A 17,041-nucleotide genomic window follows, 5' to 3' on the forward strand; every position below is an offset into this window, starting at 1 on the left:
AATTAAACAGCTTTCAAAAGGTAAACAAATGAACGTACTTAAACACTTTCTAAATAACGAAGACGGTATCACAGCAATCGAGTATGCGATCATCGGTGTAGCAATGTCTTCTGCACTCTTTTACATCTTCGATGAAGGCGGTTTCCTTGAGTCACTTGAAGACGCATGGGGCACCATGGAAAAGAACATTAAGAACTCTGGCAAAGTACTAGGCAGCAGCTAATCAATCAATTAAACAGCTTTCAAAAGGTAAACAAATGAACGTACTTAAACACTTTCTAAATAACGAAGACGGCATCACAGCAATCGAATATGCAATTATTGGTGTCGCAATGTCTTCTGCTCTTTTCTACATTTTTGACGAAGGGGGCTTCCTTGAATCACTAGAGAAGGCTTGGGGTGATATGGAAAGCAATATTAAGAAATCCGGAAACGTACTAGGCAGCAGCTAACCAATCAAATTAAGCAGCTTTCAAAAGGTAAACAAATGAACGTATTTAAACACTTTCTAAATAACGAAGATGGTATCACTGCGATCGAATACGCAATCATCGGTGTCGCTATGTCTTCTGCACTGTTTTACATCTTTGATGAAGGGGGGTTCCTTGAATCACTTGAAGACGCATGGGGCACGATGGAGAAGAACATCAACAAAGCTGACAACATCCTCGGTAGCTCTTAATTACCATCCTGTCTAAGCAAGGGAGCCTATATGGCTCCCTTTTTAACTTTCCACCTACCAACCGCCGTACTCTTTTTCCTGACGATTACCTTCTACATCACAAATTAATCACTTGATTAAATACTGATTAATTTTTCGCATGTCGTATGAGAAATCAGCGTCTTATAATTAATCAAATGTTTAATATTTTTGAGAGACGATTGTGACGGAAGCTCATCGAAGGGCGGGAAGACCCACAGATAAAATCGACGCACGGGAGAAGCTGATTTTCCATGCGCGCGAACTCTTCACCATTATGGCTTACGACAAGGTATCTACTCGCCTGATCGCGCAGAAAGCAGGCGTGAACGTGGCGATGATTCGATACTACTTTGGCAACAAAGAGGGCTTGTTCGAGACCATGTTGCGCGAGACGCTGTCACCAATGCAAAAGCAGATGCAAGCATTGATGTCCGACAGTAACGAAAAGAACTTCCTCGACTTAATGCGCACCTACTACCGCGAGATGATTAAGGTGCCACAGTTCCCGCGTTTGATTGCTCAAGTCATGCATATGCCTCCTTCAGAAACTCAACGTAAATTACTGGAAAAAGTTTTCGCTGACATCAGCAAGCCAATGCAAGGCGTGATCTTTGATAAGTTAGTCGACAGTGGCGTTTTACGAAAAGACGCTGACCCTCAACTTTGTCGCGTCTCTTACATCAGCTTAATGGTGTTTCCTTTTATGGCACCACCAGCACTTCTGGCTATTCACGGTATCGAGCTCTCAGAAGCCTTCTTGAACCGATTATTCGAACACAACATACAACTGATGAAACATGGATTTTTAGATTCGGGCGACCAATATGAAAATGAATAAAAAGCTGCTGTTCTTTCCTGCCCTTGCTGTTGGGGTCGTCATTCTATTTTTGGCGATTAGCCTTAAGCCAGATTTGCCGGTAAAGCCTGCGGGTGATCGTGCAAGATTGGTTGAAACAATTCCTCTGGAACTCAAAGCCATCGCACCTGTTGCTATTGGCTTTGGTAAAATCGCTCCGAAAGTTGAATGGAAAGCGATAGCTGAAGTGACCGGTAAAGTAGTTTACCGTCATCCTCAACTGGAAAAGGGACAAGTACTGCAAGCAGGAACGGAAATCTTACGCATCGACCCCCTCGATTACGAACTGAAACTGGTTCAAGCTCAAGCCGATCTCAAATCTGCCCAAACCTCTCTGGCTAAGCTGAACCAAGAAGAAGCGAATCTAAAAAGCACACTCAAGATAGAAGCCAACCGCCTAGTTATCGCTAACAAAGAGCTAGACCGTAAACAAAACCTACGCAAGAAAGGCCTAACTTCCCAATCAGATGTAGACCAACAAGAACAAAGCGCGCTCTCTCAACGTAAGGTAGTGCTAGATATCGAAAACCAAATCGGATTAATGCCAGATGAAAAGCGTGTCGCAGAAGCCCTAGTTAAGGTCAATGCATCAAAAGTCGATGAAGCGAAACGTTCGCTTGATAAAACCATCATTACTTTACCTTACGATCTGCGTATTGCAGAAGTCGAAATTGAGCAAAACCAAGTGGTGAACCTCCAACAGACCATGGTGACCGGACATGGCATTGATGTCATGGAAGTGGAAGCTCAGTTGTCCATTCATGACATGCAAACTTTGGCGGCGAGCATCGGTGAGTTTGTTCGTGATGAATCTGGTATTCCACAACCTGATATGAATGCGATTCACGCTAACATTGAACTCAACAGCGGTAATCTTTCTGCAAGCTGGTCTGCTAAAGTTGCACGTATCAGTGAAACCGTCGATCCAAGCCAAGCAACTGCTGGTGTGATTCTGGAAATTGAACAAGACTACCGAGCATTAAACCCAACCTCTGCTCCGCCATTGGTGAACGGCATGTTTGTGCGTGCCTTGATTGAGGGGCAAGAGAATCCGAGTTGGGTCATCCCAGAGCGTGCGCTTCATGGCGATAAGATTTACCTGATGGGTGATGACAATCGTCTGCAAGTGGTGACGGTTGAAGTATTATATCGCCGAAATAACCAAGTGGTGATCGATGGCGAATTGGAGCAAGGTCAGAAGCTGATCATCAACGATTTACTGCCTGCGATTAACGGCATGCTATTGAAAGAGTCACCAGAACAGTCAGAAGCCACTATTGAGGAGTCTGATTCATGATCCGATTCTTCGCCAAGCACCCAACAGCAGCCAACTTGCTGATGCTAACGCTGCTAATATTGGGAATTTCTTCACTTTCCACGATTAAGCGTGAAACCTTTCCTGAGTTTGATCCGCCCTACATCCTAGCTGGTGTGGTTTACCCTGGCGCTTCCCCGCAAGAAGTTGAAGAGAGTATCTGTGTCCGAATGGAAGATGCTGTTGATGGTCTTGCTAACATTGAAGAAACGCAATGTGAAGCGATTGAAGGCTCTGCGCGTCTTATCTTAAAACTGAATGAAGAAGCCGACATCGGCCGCATGCTGGTTGATGTTCAGACTCAGATCAACTCGATTAATGACTTCCCACAAGAGATTGAATCTCCTGTAGTCCAAGAACTAGATTGGAATGAGCCAGTTGTGGATGTCGCGATCACCGCAGATACCACATGGCCAGAGTTAAAAGCGTATGCTGAACAGCTTAAGCGCACGTTAAAGCTCGACTATGACGTATCTTTGGTTGACGTGGCCGGCTTCTCAGACCACCAATTCAGAGTAGAGTTAGACACTCAAGCCATTCGCCAACTTGGCTTGAGTGTTGGTGATATTGCTGAGCAGATTGGTCGTCAAAACGTCAAGTTACCAAGTGGTAATGTCGAAACGCCAGATAAGAACTTTCTGATCCGCTTTGACGAACGACGCGTGACGCCAGAAGAGCTTGAGACTATCGTCGTGGGCTCTGGACCAAATGGCTCGATCATCCGCTTAAGAGACATTGCGACGATTACCGATCGGTTTGAATTGGATGAACAAAAAGTCCTCTTCGATGGCCACCCTTCTGCCTTACTAAAAGTCAGTAAAAACAAAGAAGACGATGCGCTACGTATCAAGGAACGTGTTGCTCAATTTGTCGAAGAACAACAAGCCATCGCCCCAGACGGTGTGATGCTACAAATGACCAATGATCTTTCATCCGTACTTTGGGATCGCCTGACCATGATGGTCAAAAACGGTTGGCAAGGTATCATTCTGGTCTTCGCCACCATGTGGTTGTTCTTTAGTTTTCGCTACTCTTTTTGGGTTGCGGCTGGTTTGCCCGTTGCCTTCTTAGGTGGGTTATTTTTGATGGCGCAACTTGGCCTGTCCATTAACATCATGTCTTTGGTCGGGTTACTCATGGCCATCGGTATCATGATGGATGATGCCATCGTTATTGCTGAATCGATTGCCGCTCACCTCGACCGAGGAGAAGAGATAGATGATGCCGTGATTAAAGGAGTGAAAAAGGTACTACCGGGGGTGATTTCTTCCTTCCTAACCACGGTGTGTATTTTCGGTAGCTTGTTATTCCTGCAAGGTGAAATGGGTGCAGTACTTAAAGCGGTACCTCAAGTTCTGATCCTCGTTTTGAGTTTGAGTTTGGTGGAAGCCTTCTTGATCCTACCTAACCACCTTTCTCACTCCCTGCATAAACAGAAGCAAGAGCGAAAGACACCCAAGTTCAAACAAAAGCTGCTGGCTTCTTTTGAGAACTTCCGCAACACCACCTTAGTCAACGCAGTGGATAAAGTGGTCGAGTATCGCTATGCCTTTATGGGGGGCGTGGTTGCCTTGCTTCTTATCTCCGCAGCCACGTTAGTAGGTGGTTTACTCAAGTTCCAACCCTTCCCTGAATTGGATGGCGACATTGCAGAGGCGCGCATTATACTTCCTCCGGGTTCTTCTCTGTCTCAAACTGAAGCTGTCGTCGATAAGATCGTCGCTTCCGCTCAAAAGCTAGATAAAGAATGGACAGAGAAAGTGGAAAACGGCAACCCATTGGTTCTGCACATCACCAGTCAATTCAACGCCAATGCCGACGCGAATGAGTCTGGCCCTCACATTGCCACGGTACGTCTGGATTTGCTTGGTGCAGAGAGTCGTAACACACTCATCGATGAATTTATCGATGCATGGCGCGAAGACATTGGTGAACTTGCCGATCCTATCTCGTTGGTATTCAAACAACCGACCATGGGGCCGGGTGGACGAGCTATTGAGATTCGAGCGAAACATGACGATCTGGATGCGCTCAAAGCAGCTTCTATCGACATTCAGCAATACTTGAATGAGTTTGACGGTGTCCATGGTGTGTTGGATGACATGCGTATGGGTAAAGAGGAAGTCTTGGTTAAACTGCGTCCGGGGGCGGAAGCTTATGGGATTAACGGCCAGCTCATCGCTAATCAATTACGTGCGGCCTTCTTTGGCCAAACCGCAGACGAAATCCAAGTTGGGGTAGAAAACATTTCTATTGAAGTTCGCCTTGATAAAGCACAAGCCGGTGACTTACAGCAATTGGCAAACTTCCCAATTATCTTGTCCGATGGCAGTCAAATTCCACTCGCGACCATTGCGACTTTGGATTTTCAACGTAATTACGTAAGAATCCAGCGCATTGATGGCTTGCGCACTGTGAGCGTATTCGGCGATATCGACAATACGAAAGCCAACTCAACTGCCATTATTCGTCAGTTCCAACAAGATGAAGCGCCAAAGCTTATGCAAAAGTATCCTGGCCTTCGCTTCGATTTTGAAGGCGAAGCCAAAGATACCGCCGAAACTGGCGCATCAATGGGTAAAGGCTTCTTGCTTGGTTTGTTTGGCGTGTTTGCGATTCTGAGTTACCAATTCCGCAGTTATTTAGAACCTTTCGTGGTAATGCTCGCGATACCGCTTGCCTTTATTGGCGTGGTATGGGGACACATCCTACTCGGTCACTCATTAAGTATGCCAAGTATGATGGGCTTCGTCTCATTAGCAGGGATTGTGGTAAATGACTCGATTCTGTTAGTTCAGTACATACGCCATCATGTGGATGCAGGAGATAATGTGCATGACTCGGTAGTCAAAGCCAGTCGAGAACGCTTCAGAGCAGTATTCCTAACATCAATGACCACTGCAGCAGGTTTGCTTCCGTTACTGACTGAAACCAGCTTGCAAGCACAGGTTATCCAACCACTGGTTATCTCCATCGTGTTTGGTATTTTTGCATCCACTCTGCTGGTGTTGTTTATGATCCCTGCTGCGTATGCCATTTTAGCTGACTTCGGCCTAGTCCATAAGCACGAAGAAATCTAAAACGACTGATAAGTTTGCTTATCAACATAGACAAGAGCGGCTTAGGTCGCTCTTTTTGTTTTCAGTGAAAAGCGTTAAAAACAACACAAACACTTAACAAATGCAGGGTTATTATGTAGCATTAAGTGCAAATATGAACAATTAAGAATGCAGTATGTCGAGTTTTATATAACCAACCCAAATGATCACCGTAGGATTTATGATAAGTTTTATTATCAAAAACGACATTTGGCACACTTATGACACACACCAACAACACATTCACATCCTGAACTAACGATAATGAAATCATTGATTGAAGAATTAACATTTTAACAATCATTACAACAATGTTAACTTTAGCCTCGTTGGTCGCACTGGTGGTAAGCCTCTCACCAAGCCTATTGTCAGTATGATATGGACGTTCGACCATCTCCAAAATGAATAGACACCCAATTTGGTGCCCTTTTTTCGCCCGTGAAGGTATTCTTCGCGGGCTTTTTTCTATCTGCCGTATTTCTCCTACTCAATTCCCAGTTTTGGCGCCCCTCCTCAATCAACAGGCATAAAAAAGCCAACCCATTAATAGATTGGCAAATAGAGCAACAAGGTTGACGCTGACTGCTCACTAACGTCGTGCTTGTATCGGATGCACTCTGGTTAATCACTCGTCCTTGTGACTAACACGGAATCTTTGTCGTCAGAGATTATGACTTGGTTGCCTCTGTCTTCTGGCATTTGATCTTTACCAGTTGAGCTTGTTGTTCTTTGATATGTTTAACAATACGTTCATCGCGTTCATCAATAGCGTCCATGTTCATTTGTTCGATGTCCGCAACCGCCTCATGCTTCATTGTTGTAAATTCTTGACGTAAATCCGCACTCCACTCTTCTTTGTCTAGAGTGTTAGCAGCAGCGATTGGTGATGACATTACAGCAATAAGACCTAGAGTAGATAGAAATACGCTTTGCATAATAAGCTCCTTAGGGATTAGCAGTTCATTGGGTTGCACTCTATACATTGCACATAGGATGCCAACTTTTTAAACCCTTAATATCAACAACTTAAACAAAAGTTTATTTTTCCACCATCTGCTCAATGGCGAATTTCACACACACGGCGTTAAATTAACCAACGGTATTTATGAATAATTAACCATTCGTTCAATTTATAGTATAGATAGTCATTTTCAGTTCGCTTAAAACAAAAAAAGCAGCCCGAAGGCTGCTTTAGATTTTCGCTTTAAGTGAAACTAGCTTTGCATGCTTTCATTGCCGACAGTATTTGATGACTGTGATTTGAACTTACCTATCAAACGACCAAAGAACCGTTTAACAATGCGGAAGATGTTTTTAATATCCTCTAACATCAGGTACAAGCAAGGCACCAGAATCAAAGTAAGGACAGTTGCAAATAGAACGGCAAAACCTAGCGCCACTGCCATCGGGATAACAAAACGCGCCTGCAAGCTGGTTTCAAACATGATAGGAAGTACACCAGCAAAGGTAGTAATTGACGTCAGCGTGATCGCTCGAAAACGTGCACAGCCAGCTTCAACGACCGCTTGCTTAATGCTCATGCCTTTTTCTCGCACTTGGTTAACGTAATCCGTCATTACCAAGGAATCATTGATAACCACACCCGCTGCCGCTATCAAACCAAACGTCGACATCATGCTGATGTCCATATCCAGCCAGAAGTGTCCCCAAATCGCACCTGTTAAGCTAAACGGAATCACCGACATGACGATCAGCGGTTGGGTATAGCTCTTAAGTGGCACGGCCAGCAAGATGTATACGATGATCATGCCTGCAATAAAGAACATGATTTGCTCGTTACGCTGCGCAGCTTGCTCTTCAATGTCACCACCCAATTCCGTTTTCACACTCGGGAAAGCTTGCTTCATGTCCGGTAAGATGTTGTCGTCAATTACCTTCACAACTTCTTGAGGTTCAACCAGCTCTTCATCAATAGAACCATAAACGTAAACGGTTTGGTAACCACCTTCTCGTCGAATGCTACTCACACCCGGTTGTTCGTTGATCTTCACCACATCACCAAGCATGACCTTCTTACCTGCTGGCGTGGTAATCACTGCGTAACGAAGTGATGAGAAAGCTTCACGCGTCAGTTGCGGGTAACGCACCATGACTTTGATTTCTTCGCCATCGCGAATAATGCGTTGTGCTTCACCGCCGTAGAAACTGCCGCCTACTTGTTCTGCGATCATAGTCAGATCCAAGCCCAAATCATAAGCAACCGGGGCAAGAGATAGCAGTACCTCTTTACTACCGGAATCGATAGACGACGAGATATCGTACAGACCTTCCTCTTGCTGTAAGCGACCAATCAAATAGCGACCTGCTTCGTTTAGCTCATTGATATCCGAGCCAAACAGCAAGTAACCAAACTCGTCGCGGTCACCGCCACCTGCACTTTGCTCGCGGATCTTAAAGCTCTTCATGCCCGGTATAACTGGCATTGCCTCACGCCAGCGACGTGCAAGTTCAAAGGTATTAAATGGGCGCAGTTCTTCATCCACAAGCGGTACAAGAATACGACCTTCAGTACGGCTGCGGTTATAAGAAAGCACATCTCGAATCATCCCCTGCCCGTGTTCATCAATGATCTGGTCTTCGATTTTCTGCATCACGCCTTCAATGGTTTTTAACGCATTGATGGTTTGCTCGCTCGACACCGTGTCATTCATCTCAATCGTAATCGCCGGATAATCCGTTGGCACTTTCGGGTTTGGAATCACACGAACATAGTTCGAGCTAACTAAAGCAGCACTAATCAGTAAAAGACCACAGAAGAAGGCAAACACGGTCCAACGCCAATGGGTACAAGCCTTAACAAAGCTGCGGTAAGGACCATTAACAAAGCCGAAGAAACGCTTGTTGAAATTATCCCGCCAACCACCTGCTTTGATTGGGGTAAAGTTCGTGTGCGCCAAGTGAGCCGGTAAGATCAACTTAGACTCAATCAAACTAAAGATAAGACACAGGATCACCACACCCGCAATGCCGTAAAAGAAGGCACTATCAATCCCACTTGAGAGTAGGAATGGGGCAAATACCGCTATCGTGGTTAATACACCAAAGGTCGCCGGAGTCGCGACACGCTTAACACCCGTCACGACGTTCTCAACACCACCACCCTTCTCTTCGATCTCACTGTAGGCACTTTCTCCGGTCACGATGGCGTCATCGACCACAATACCGAGCACCATGATAAAGGCGAACAAAGACACAATGTTCACGGTGATACCCAGCATTGGCATCATCATTACTGCGCCTAAGAAACACACAGGTAGCCCCAACATTACCCACATAGCCAAACGGAAACGAAGGAACACCGAGAGCATAATGGCAACCAAAGCGGCACCTTGAAGAAGGTTCTTCAACATCATGTCGAGACGACCATTGAGGTAATAGGTCATATCGACGAGAACTTTCAGTTGAATATCATCAGGTAAGGTTTTGTTCTTTGCTTCAATGTAGTTACGAACGGATTCAGCGACTGGAATGATGTTTTGATCACGCGTGGCTTGAACCGCCATGTAGATCGCATTTTGACCCGAGTATTCGAAGTAACGATCTTCCTCAGTAAAGCCGTCTTTAATTGTTGCGATGTCTTGTAGCAGAACTTTTGCACCGTTTGCGCCAAGCTTAACTGGGATATTACGGAACTCATCACCACGGTAGTATTGGTTCTCAATACGTACTGCGATCATGCCTGCATTGGTTTTTACTTCACCAGCAGAATAGTTCGCAGAATAACGACGAATCGCATTACTCACGTCGTTCAAAGTCAGGTCGTATTTACGCAAAACAAGCGGATCGACTTCAATCGCAATCTCTTCTTCTGGTGCATTGATATTGACCAGCATAACGTTTTTCAGTTGCAGTAATTCGTCTTCAACTTGCTTAGCAATAGGTTTGAGCTCTTCTAGTGGTCTATCGCCCACTAAGCCCATCTCTATCACCTCTTGTCGCCACTCCACCTGATAAACGTTGATGGGTTCCATGCCTGCAGGCAGATTAGATAAGGTATCTACCCGCTGTTTTACATCGTCCAATACGCGTTTTATGTCGGCATTCACATCCACTTCTATCGACACAGAAGCACTGCCTCGAGAAGCACGTGCTACGGTCTTTTTGATACCAGTTACGTCTTTGATCGACTCTTCGACTTTAACCAGAATACTCTCTTCAATCTCTTGCGGAGAGGCACCAGGATAAGCCGCTCGAATGTTGATGTAGTTAACTTCAACGTTTGGGAACATTTGTCGTTGAATGAACATGAAGCTGACGATACCCATCACGATGATGAACACCATCATTAGGTTCGCAGCGACAGAGTTATTGGCAAAATAGGCAATGATGCCCTTTTGTTGATTCTCTTCCATGATTGACTCCTACTTACTGTACGACGGTTTCGGAGTCGTCATTCTTTTTTGCGACTTGGACAGCCATGCCTTTTTGTGGGTACTCAGGCAACGTAAGTACCAACTTGTCTGATTGTTCAAGACCTTCCCCCACGAGTAGGAATTCCCCCTCAGCACGAAGGACATTTACCGTTCTTGGTTGAAGCTCATTTTCACCATTCACAACCCATACAGTGCGGTTTCTCACCAGCTCTTGAGGAAGACGGTAGATATGCTTGAGTTCCTTGCCAGTAAAGCTAACTTCAACATACGAGCCAAACTTAATTGGTGGCTGATTATTGTCGAGACCATATGGATCTCTTACTTGGATGACCATGTTGATCATGCGCGTCGCGCTGTCGATCATGCCGAGATCTCGAACGACTTTACCTTCACGAGTCGTCGATAGAATGCCTTGTTGCGTAACCGTTGCGCGCAGCTCTTTCAGTGATTCTGGAAGAAACGCACTGTCAAAGCCAGCGATAGGAACGTGGATTTCCGCCACTTCGATATTGTTCAGTGTTGCCACACGAGAACCAGAAGAAACAAACTGACCCACACCGATTTCACGCTCAACAACGAGCGCGTCATATGGCGCTACTACTTTGCAATTCTCTAGGTCACGCTTCGCTCGCTTCAGCGCAGCTTGAGCTGACTTCACTTGCGCCTGAGCACTCAACACATGTGGCTTGCGCAAGTAAAGGTCGGTCACTTGTTTATCGCTTAACTTTTTCGCTTGGCGTTTTGCGACTTCCGCTTTGGCTTGCTCTTCGATCAACGCAGCACGTGCGCTTGCCAAGCCTGCTTCTGCCTGTAAAACGGCCGCTTCATAGTTATCACTCTCAATCGTGAATAACACCTCTCCACGCTTAACGATTCCACCTGTCACAAAGTTGGGATGCCAACTGACCACTTCGCCGCTAACTTGCGCCGCTAAGTGTGTTTTCTCGAAAGGAACCATCTCACCATGGCTGGTGATAACCACTTTGTGATCAGTAGGAAAGAGTGAAGAGGTTTGTACCGTCGGTTCAGTAACGGTGTCTTTGGTTGACTCTTTCTCGGGTGCAGTAGCAGCAATTGCGGCATAGCCCGCATAAGAACTACCCACCACAACGAAGGGTAAAAGCCAACGTAATACTGGTTTTGCTAACATCAAAATTCCTTTTTTATTTTTGTATTCTCCTGTTTGTCCCCATCAGGCTTGCGCCTAGGAGCTGAGTTAACGAACTGAACATTCGGCAACCTAGCATCCTACTCCCCGCAGACAAACAGTGAGTTTTTGCATCTGAAATAGACAACTTTATAAGAGAGCCGTGCTTCCGCTGTGTTTCGCAATTATCAATCGCAAAAGAACTATCCATGGCAAGTTAATAAAATTAACAAAAACTTAACCAACTTCGCAAGTTACGGCCTCTTACGCTCACTGTTTATACGCAATCGGCATGCCAAACGTTTATCCCTTAAATATCAATAATTTAACTTAAAATGGTTATTTCTATCAGTGTAGTATTGGTAATTACCACCAGATATTAGTGATATTGACCATTCTTGAGTAAAAGATAAGTAAAAAACATGATATTGTCCGCCCGAATAATATGCCCTCAAAAGCCATACCGACTCATTTAGATTCGATTGTTTGATTAAGAAAACTGCGACTTGACTACAATCGCTCGCATTACCTACTTTCAACGCTTGATATATAATCAAAGAGTTACGTTATGTATTAACAAGGAAGTGTGCATTGCTACGTTCTCTCTCTAAAACCTTACTCGGTTCAATGCTTGTACTTATCTCGGCCTGTTCCTCAATTCAGCCAAGGGACCCTAGTGAGAAGTCGACCAGCTTTCAGTTCGGCTACCAAAGTGACTCTGCGTTGGCAGAATTCTTTGAAAGCTACGACAAAGATCCTAACTCAGACACGGGCTTCTACCCGCTTAATCAAGGCAACGATGCCCTCCTTGCCCGAATTGCATTAATTGAATCCGCAGAAAAAAGTCTTGATTTGCAGTACTACATTTATCGCAGTGACGAGACTAGCCAACTGATCACGTGGCGTTTGTATGAAGCAGCACAACGTGGCGTACGCGTTCGCCTGCTTCTAGATGACATGCAAAAGCGAAACGATGTAGGAATGGCAGAACTGAACGCTCACCCAAACATCGAAATTCGACTTTTTAATCCGCACCATTATAGAGATGCTCGTGTATTTGCATTGGCAAGCGATTTTGAACGCCTAAATCGACGTATGCATAACAAGTCCCTGATTTCTGACAGTGTTTCAGCCATCGTTGGTGGTAGAAATATTGGTAATGAATACTTCTCTTTTGAATCTAACGTCGAATTTGGTGATTTCGATTTGATGCTTTACGGTGAAGCGGTGACGCAAACTGCGGATCAATTCGATCTTTATTGGAATAGCCTTTATGCCATCCCAATGGAATGGATTGTGCCCGAGTCTGAAAAAGTGGCAGACGATGCGATTCAGGCTCAAGTCAAAAAGCTGCAGCTAGAAGAAAAATTCTCCACCGGCCCATACAACTTTAAAGAATTAGATCTTTATGAAGAGCTCCAGCAGGGCAAGCTTCATTTGTATTGGGGCCAAGGTGATGTCTGGTTCGACTTGCCCGATAAGATTGCCACTCAAGAAAGCCAACTGGTTGCGAACTTGGGAGAGCTGTTAGCAAATGTAGAAGAGTCCTTTGTTTTGATCTCTCCCTACTTCGTGCCAACGGATTCTGGAACCAAAGCACTAGCAGAAGCCGCCCAACGTGGAGTTGATATCACGATAGTCACTAACAGCTTGGCATCAAACGATGTGTTTGCCGTTCATGGCTGGTACGCCAAATACCGTGAAGATTTGGTTAAAGCAGGGATTAAGCTTTGGGAAGTAAAAGCCAGCGCCAAAATCAAAAGCAAATGGAGCTTAACGGGCAGCAGCAGAGCCAGCCTCCACGCCAAAGCCATGATGATCGATGGTAAAACCTTATTTGTCGGTTCAATGAACTGGGATCCACGTTCAGCTGAGCTCAATACAGAGATGGGTGTGGTCATAGAACAACCAGAATACGTGCAGAAGTCACTCGCCATGTTGCCTGAACAACTCAAAGAAAGTGCCTACCAGGTTGCCATCAAAGACGGTGATATCATCTGGCTTGATCAAGCGACAGGCGAAGCATTCGATTCAGAACCAGAAGCCAGCGTATGGCGGAAAATGGGCGCTTGGTTCTCGGGCATCCTGCCAATAGAGGATCAGCTCTAGTTTCCCTGTAAGGATACAATCAACAAATCTAAATCAAAACGCTATTCAGCACTGATTAGCGTTTTTTACACATAAGAAAGGAATCTCAATGTCAGTAACATGGAACGAATACTACCAAAAGGTTGCGAGCCAACCTCACCGACCAAACGTAGAACGTGCCGCCAATCTGCTTATGCTCGACAGCAAAATCGCCATTGATGCAGGATGCGGTACTGGTCGAGATTCCAACTACCTTCTTAATCAAGGCTTTACCGTTTACGCGTTTGACACTCATCAAGATGCGGTAGAAACTTGCTTGACGCGTTTCGAAGGCAATCCTAACTTTTCCATATCGCAATCTTGCTTCAGTGACTTTGATTACCCACCGTGCAGTTTATTTATTGCCAGTGCAAGCTTGTTCTTTTGCCCTGGTGAACGCTTCGAAAGCGTTTGGCAGAGAATTAACGAAACATTACAACCGGGTGGTATATTCTGCGGCGATTTACTGGGAATTCGCGATTCTTGGGTTGGTACAGACATACACCCAAATATCAGTGCGTTTACTAAGGAAGAAGTCGAAGCATTATTTGACGATTACGAAATCATCCACTTTTATGAGAGGGATGAAGACGGCACCACTGCTGTTGGGAACGCCAAACATTGGCATACGTTCAGCATCACTGCCGTCAAACGTTAACTCGTTACTATAAATCCACTACTAAAAGGAGTGTTATGTACCATTTCCAAGGCGTCACACTAAGAAGAGCCGTTCCGGAAGAAGCCAAAGCGCTCTATAAGCTCATCACTGAGGATGAACGCTGGGCGCAATTTAATGGTCCTTACTTCCCTTATCAAACACCAACATTAGAAGGCTTTCGAAACCACACCTTTCAACGCCTACTGAAAGGCAAAGACATGTTTTTGATTGAGTTCGAGGGCAAACCTGTCGGTTCAGTGAGCTGGTATTGGGAATGTGAGAGCACTCGTTGGTTGGAAGCTGGCATCGTCATTTACGATTCGAACTACTGGGATAGAGGGCTGGGCTTTTCCGCACTCGTGCCTTGGATAAGCCACATCTTTGACACCCAAGACATAGAACGAGTGGGCCTAACAACATGGTCAGGTAACCCAAGAATGATGCGTTGTGCAGAAAAGCTTGGCATGCAGCAAGAAGCACGCATTCGCAAAGTACGTTATTACCAAGGCGAGTACTACGACTCAGTAAAATATGGCGTATTAAGAGAAGAGTGGCAAACGCTGATCCAACAGCTCTATAGCCAAGAACAATTGGCGTAAATAATCTTATTAGGAAAAGGCTTAGCATTTCACCAAGCCTTTTTCTATCAGGTTCATTTCAATTGCGGATAAACCACTTCAAACCGCTCTAGAAGCAATAATCGCTGCTCATGCCATTCGATACCCAGCTCTTCGCATTCCGCTTTAAAAAATCTGGTGTGTGCTTTTCGCCACCAAGCCATTGTGCGGTCACCTTCCCCTTCTGCGTGAGCAAATTCCTCACTCACGTCTGTATATCGACAAGTACTAACATCAGTGACTCGAATGACGCATACCGGTTCACCATCCCAGTTGGTCACAACTTGTAAGTGTCCAACTTGAGGCATCATTTCTCCCTGTTCGCTATACCAAAGCTCCATGCTGCAAGAGGCGGTTTTCTGACCAATTCTTACCAATTCAGCGCAAGTATTCGCATTATGTTCATCAGCGCAGTAGTAATCCGCACTCACCGATGGAATTGCGTCTTTTTCTTGCTGAGATAATGTTTGAAGATATTGCTCAAGATAGGCTTGTGATTTTGCATCCATACTGCTTGCCATACATTTCCAATAAAAAGAAAGGATATCCATTCACCATAAAAAGGACAAGCATCAAGCTCATTAGAAAACTTTATAAAACAAGCATTTTTTTTCAGTTCTTTGCTAAAACCAGCCTCTATTTGCTATGGTTTCAGGGATTACACCACACACGACGCAAAAGGACGTTCTATGCGCTTATTCATTGGCATCTTCTTCGCTGCTCTCCTCTCTTTTCCAACCCTAGCATCAGAAGAAAAACATTCAGAATCCGACCTTTTAGACCGACCATTAATGGAGCGTTATATCCTTGATGAGTTGAAATCACTTCGTCAGGAGCAACAAGACCTAGAGCGTAGAATGATTGTTGAAATCACTGACCGTGAGTTAACGGTGGCCGATAAGTCACTGAACTATGCCAATGTCACCGTCACTTACTTCTTCTACATCATTGCTGGTGTCGCCTCGCTCATTGCTTTTGTTGGTTGGCAATCCCTGCGCGAGTTCAAGCACAACACCAAAGAAATGGCAGACAAACGCTTAGAAAAAATAGCCCAAGAGTACGAAAAGAAATTTTTAGCATTAGAGCGCGACTTAAAACGCAAGACTCGTATTATCAGTGAGAACAACAAAGAAATAGAAAAGATCAACGAGATCCATAACTTATGGCTTCGCGCACAAAGTTCACAGACACCTGAGCAACGTATCGATATCTACGATGAAATTTTGCTTGTTCGCCCGGGGGATTTGGAAGCATTGACTTACAAAGCTGACGCAGCAATGGAGATCAAAGAGTATCACTGGGCACTGAGCTTGTGTAACCGAGTACTTGAAGTAGATGACACCAACGGTCCAGCCTTGTATCAACGAGCTTGTGCATACTCTCGTTTAGGGATTGAAGAGCAAGCGATTGAGGACTTGGAGCGTGCGATTGATACCAGCCCATCCATTCGTGATCTATTAGCGGAAGAACCCGATCTCGAGCTACTCCATGGCCATGAGCGATTTGAACGCTTGATGTATTCTATTGCAGAACAATAGCCTGCCACACTAACTCTTCAAACACGTCGATGAAGAAGGACTCAACCTTCTTCATCTAATGTTAGATTTGAGCCAGCGTGCTCTTTACCCAGTACATCTTCTGGGTTTCTCAATGCACAGGTTTCTAGCGACAAGCAGCCGCAACCAATACAGCCCCCCAAATCACTTTGTAATGCTTTGAGTTTTTGAATTTTCTGCTCTAACTGCTCGTGCCAATGACTAGCCATGGTTTCCCACTGTTCCTTGTTTGGGGCTTGGTGCTTAGGCAATTCTTCCAGCGCCTGTTTTATCTCTTCTAATGACAATCCAACTTGCTGCGCAGCTTTGATGACCGCCACGCGACGAAGCACGCTGCGATGATAACGACGCTGATTGCCTTGATTTCGCCAGCTCGAAATCAATCCCTTTTGCTCATAAAAGTGCAATGCGGACACCTTGACCCCTGAACGCTTCGCCACTTCGCCTACACTGATTTCCATCTCTATCCTCTTGTTCAATAAACGTCTCACCTCAAGTTCACTTGAGGTTTAAAAGCAACACTACGTTAACAAATCAGGAACGCAAAAACGATGAAAATAATGCGCAGTG

Annotated in this window: 15 protein-coding genes; 10 read left to right on the top strand and 5 right to left on the bottom strand. The window is 45.1% G+C overall.

What is annotated here, in order from left to right; all coding sequences use genetic code 11:
* The 6 genes from GXP65_RS07550 to GXP65_RS07575 form a co-directional block, all read left to right on the top strand.
* Positions 1-223: Flp family type IVb pilin (locus tag GXP65_RS07550; protein ID WP_240334979.1), on the top strand; the 223-nt coding region annotated here is incomplete at its 5' end.
* Between the two features lie 34 nt (positions 224-257).
* A complete protein-coding gene (locus GXP65_RS07555; RefSeq protein WP_045374441.1) occupies positions 258-452 on the top strand; it encodes a Flp family type IVb pilin in 195 nt (64 codons plus the stop codon).
* A gap of 35 nt (positions 453-487) precedes the next feature.
* A complete protein-coding gene (locus GXP65_RS07560; protein WP_045374439.1) occupies positions 488-682 on the top strand; it encodes a Flp family type IVb pilin in 195 nt (64 codons plus the stop codon).
* A 202-nt stretch (positions 683-884) separates the two neighbouring features.
* Positions 885-1,541 carry a TetR/AcrR family transcriptional regulator gene (locus GXP65_RS07565; protein ID WP_162092439.1) on the top strand — a complete coding sequence of 219 codons (657 nt, stop codon included), beginning with the start codon at positions 885-887 and terminating at the stop codon, positions 1,539-1,541.
* The gene (locus GXP65_RS07570) at positions 1,528-2,856 is read left to right on the top strand and encodes an HlyD family secretion protein (RefSeq protein WP_162092440.1); all 1,329 of its coding nucleotides are present in this window, start codon (positions 1,528-1,530) and stop codon (positions 2,854-2,856) included. The genes GXP65_RS07565 and GXP65_RS07570 overlap by 14 nt, the downstream gene beginning before the upstream one ends.
* Entirely contained in the window at positions 2,853-5,954 is a 3,102-nt protein-coding gene (locus GXP65_RS07575; protein WP_162092441.1) for an efflux RND transporter permease subunit, read from the top strand. The genes GXP65_RS07570 and GXP65_RS07575 overlap by 4 nt, the downstream gene beginning before the upstream one ends.
* A gap of 686 nt (positions 5,955-6,640) precedes the next feature.
* Here the strand turns inward: GXP65_RS07575 and GXP65_RS07580 are convergent.
* From GXP65_RS07580 to GXP65_RS07590, 3 genes are all read right to left on the bottom strand, one after another.
* Entirely contained in the window at positions 6,641-6,907 is a 267-nt protein-coding gene (locus GXP65_RS07580; protein WP_038893062.1) for a hypothetical protein, read from the bottom strand.
* A 279-nt stretch (positions 6,908-7,186) separates the two neighbouring features.
* A complete protein-coding gene (locus GXP65_RS07585) occupies positions 7,187-10,345 on the bottom strand; it encodes an efflux RND transporter permease subunit (RefSeq protein WP_162092442.1) in 3,159 nt (1,052 codons plus the stop codon).
* Positions 10,346-10,358: 13 nt separating this feature from the next.
* Positions 10,359-11,516, bottom strand: a complete 1,158-nt coding sequence (locus tag GXP65_RS07590) for an efflux RND transporter periplasmic adaptor subunit (protein WP_005429549.1) — start codon at positions 11,514-11,516, stop codon at positions 10,359-10,361.
* A 588-nt stretch (positions 11,517-12,104) separates the two neighbouring features.
* On the opposite strand from GXP65_RS07590, the gene GXP65_RS07595 reads away from it, so the two are divergent.
* The 3 genes from GXP65_RS07595 to GXP65_RS07605 all read left to right on the top strand — a co-directional run bounded on the left by GXP65_RS07595 (position 12,105) and on the right by GXP65_RS07605 (position 14,897).
* Positions 12,105-13,622: a phospholipase D family protein gene (locus tag GXP65_RS07595; protein ID WP_162092443.1), complete on the top strand. Its 1,518-nt coding sequence runs from the start codon at positions 12,105-12,107 to the stop codon at positions 13,620-13,622.
* 88 nt (positions 13,623-13,710) lie between these two features.
* The gene (locus GXP65_RS07600; RefSeq protein WP_162092444.1) at positions 13,711-14,298 is read left to right on the top strand and encodes a class I SAM-dependent methyltransferase; all 588 of its coding nucleotides are present in this window, start codon (positions 13,711-13,713) and stop codon (positions 14,296-14,298) included.
* Between the two features lie 35 nt (positions 14,299-14,333).
* Positions 14,334-14,897, top strand: coding sequence for a GNAT family protein (locus GXP65_RS07605; RefSeq protein ID WP_045454363.1), 564 nt, complete (start codon positions 14,334-14,336; stop codon positions 14,895-14,897).
* Positions 14,898-14,950: 53 nt separating this feature from the next.
* Here GXP65_RS07605 and GXP65_RS07610 read toward each other — a convergent pair whose 3' ends face one another.
* The gene (locus tag GXP65_RS07610) at positions 14,951-15,424 is read right to left on the bottom strand and encodes an ASCH domain-containing protein (RefSeq protein ID WP_162092533.1); all 474 of its coding nucleotides are present in this window, start codon (positions 15,422-15,424) and stop codon (positions 14,951-14,953) included.
* Between the two features lie 180 nt (positions 15,425-15,604).
* Here GXP65_RS07610 and GXP65_RS07615 point away from each other — a divergent pair, with 180 nt between their 5' ends.
* Entirely contained in the window at positions 15,605-16,453 is an 849-nt protein-coding gene (locus GXP65_RS07615) for a hypothetical protein (RefSeq protein ID WP_045383913.1), read from the top strand.
* A gap of 41 nt (positions 16,454-16,494) precedes the next feature.
* Here GXP65_RS07615 and soxR read toward each other — a convergent pair whose 3' ends face one another.
* Positions 16,495-16,932 carry a redox-sensitive transcriptional activator SoxR gene (soxR, locus tag GXP65_RS07620; RefSeq protein WP_038891738.1) on the bottom strand — a complete coding sequence of 146 codons (438 nt, stop codon included), beginning with the start codon at positions 16,930-16,932 and terminating at the stop codon, positions 16,495-16,497.
* Positions 16,933-17,041: the final 109 nt, after the last annotated feature.

Source organism: Vibrio sp. LB10LO1 (genome assembly GCF_010092875.1).
Lineage (GTDB): Bacteria > Pseudomonadota > Gammaproteobacteria > Enterobacterales > Vibrionaceae > Vibrio > Vibrio campbellii.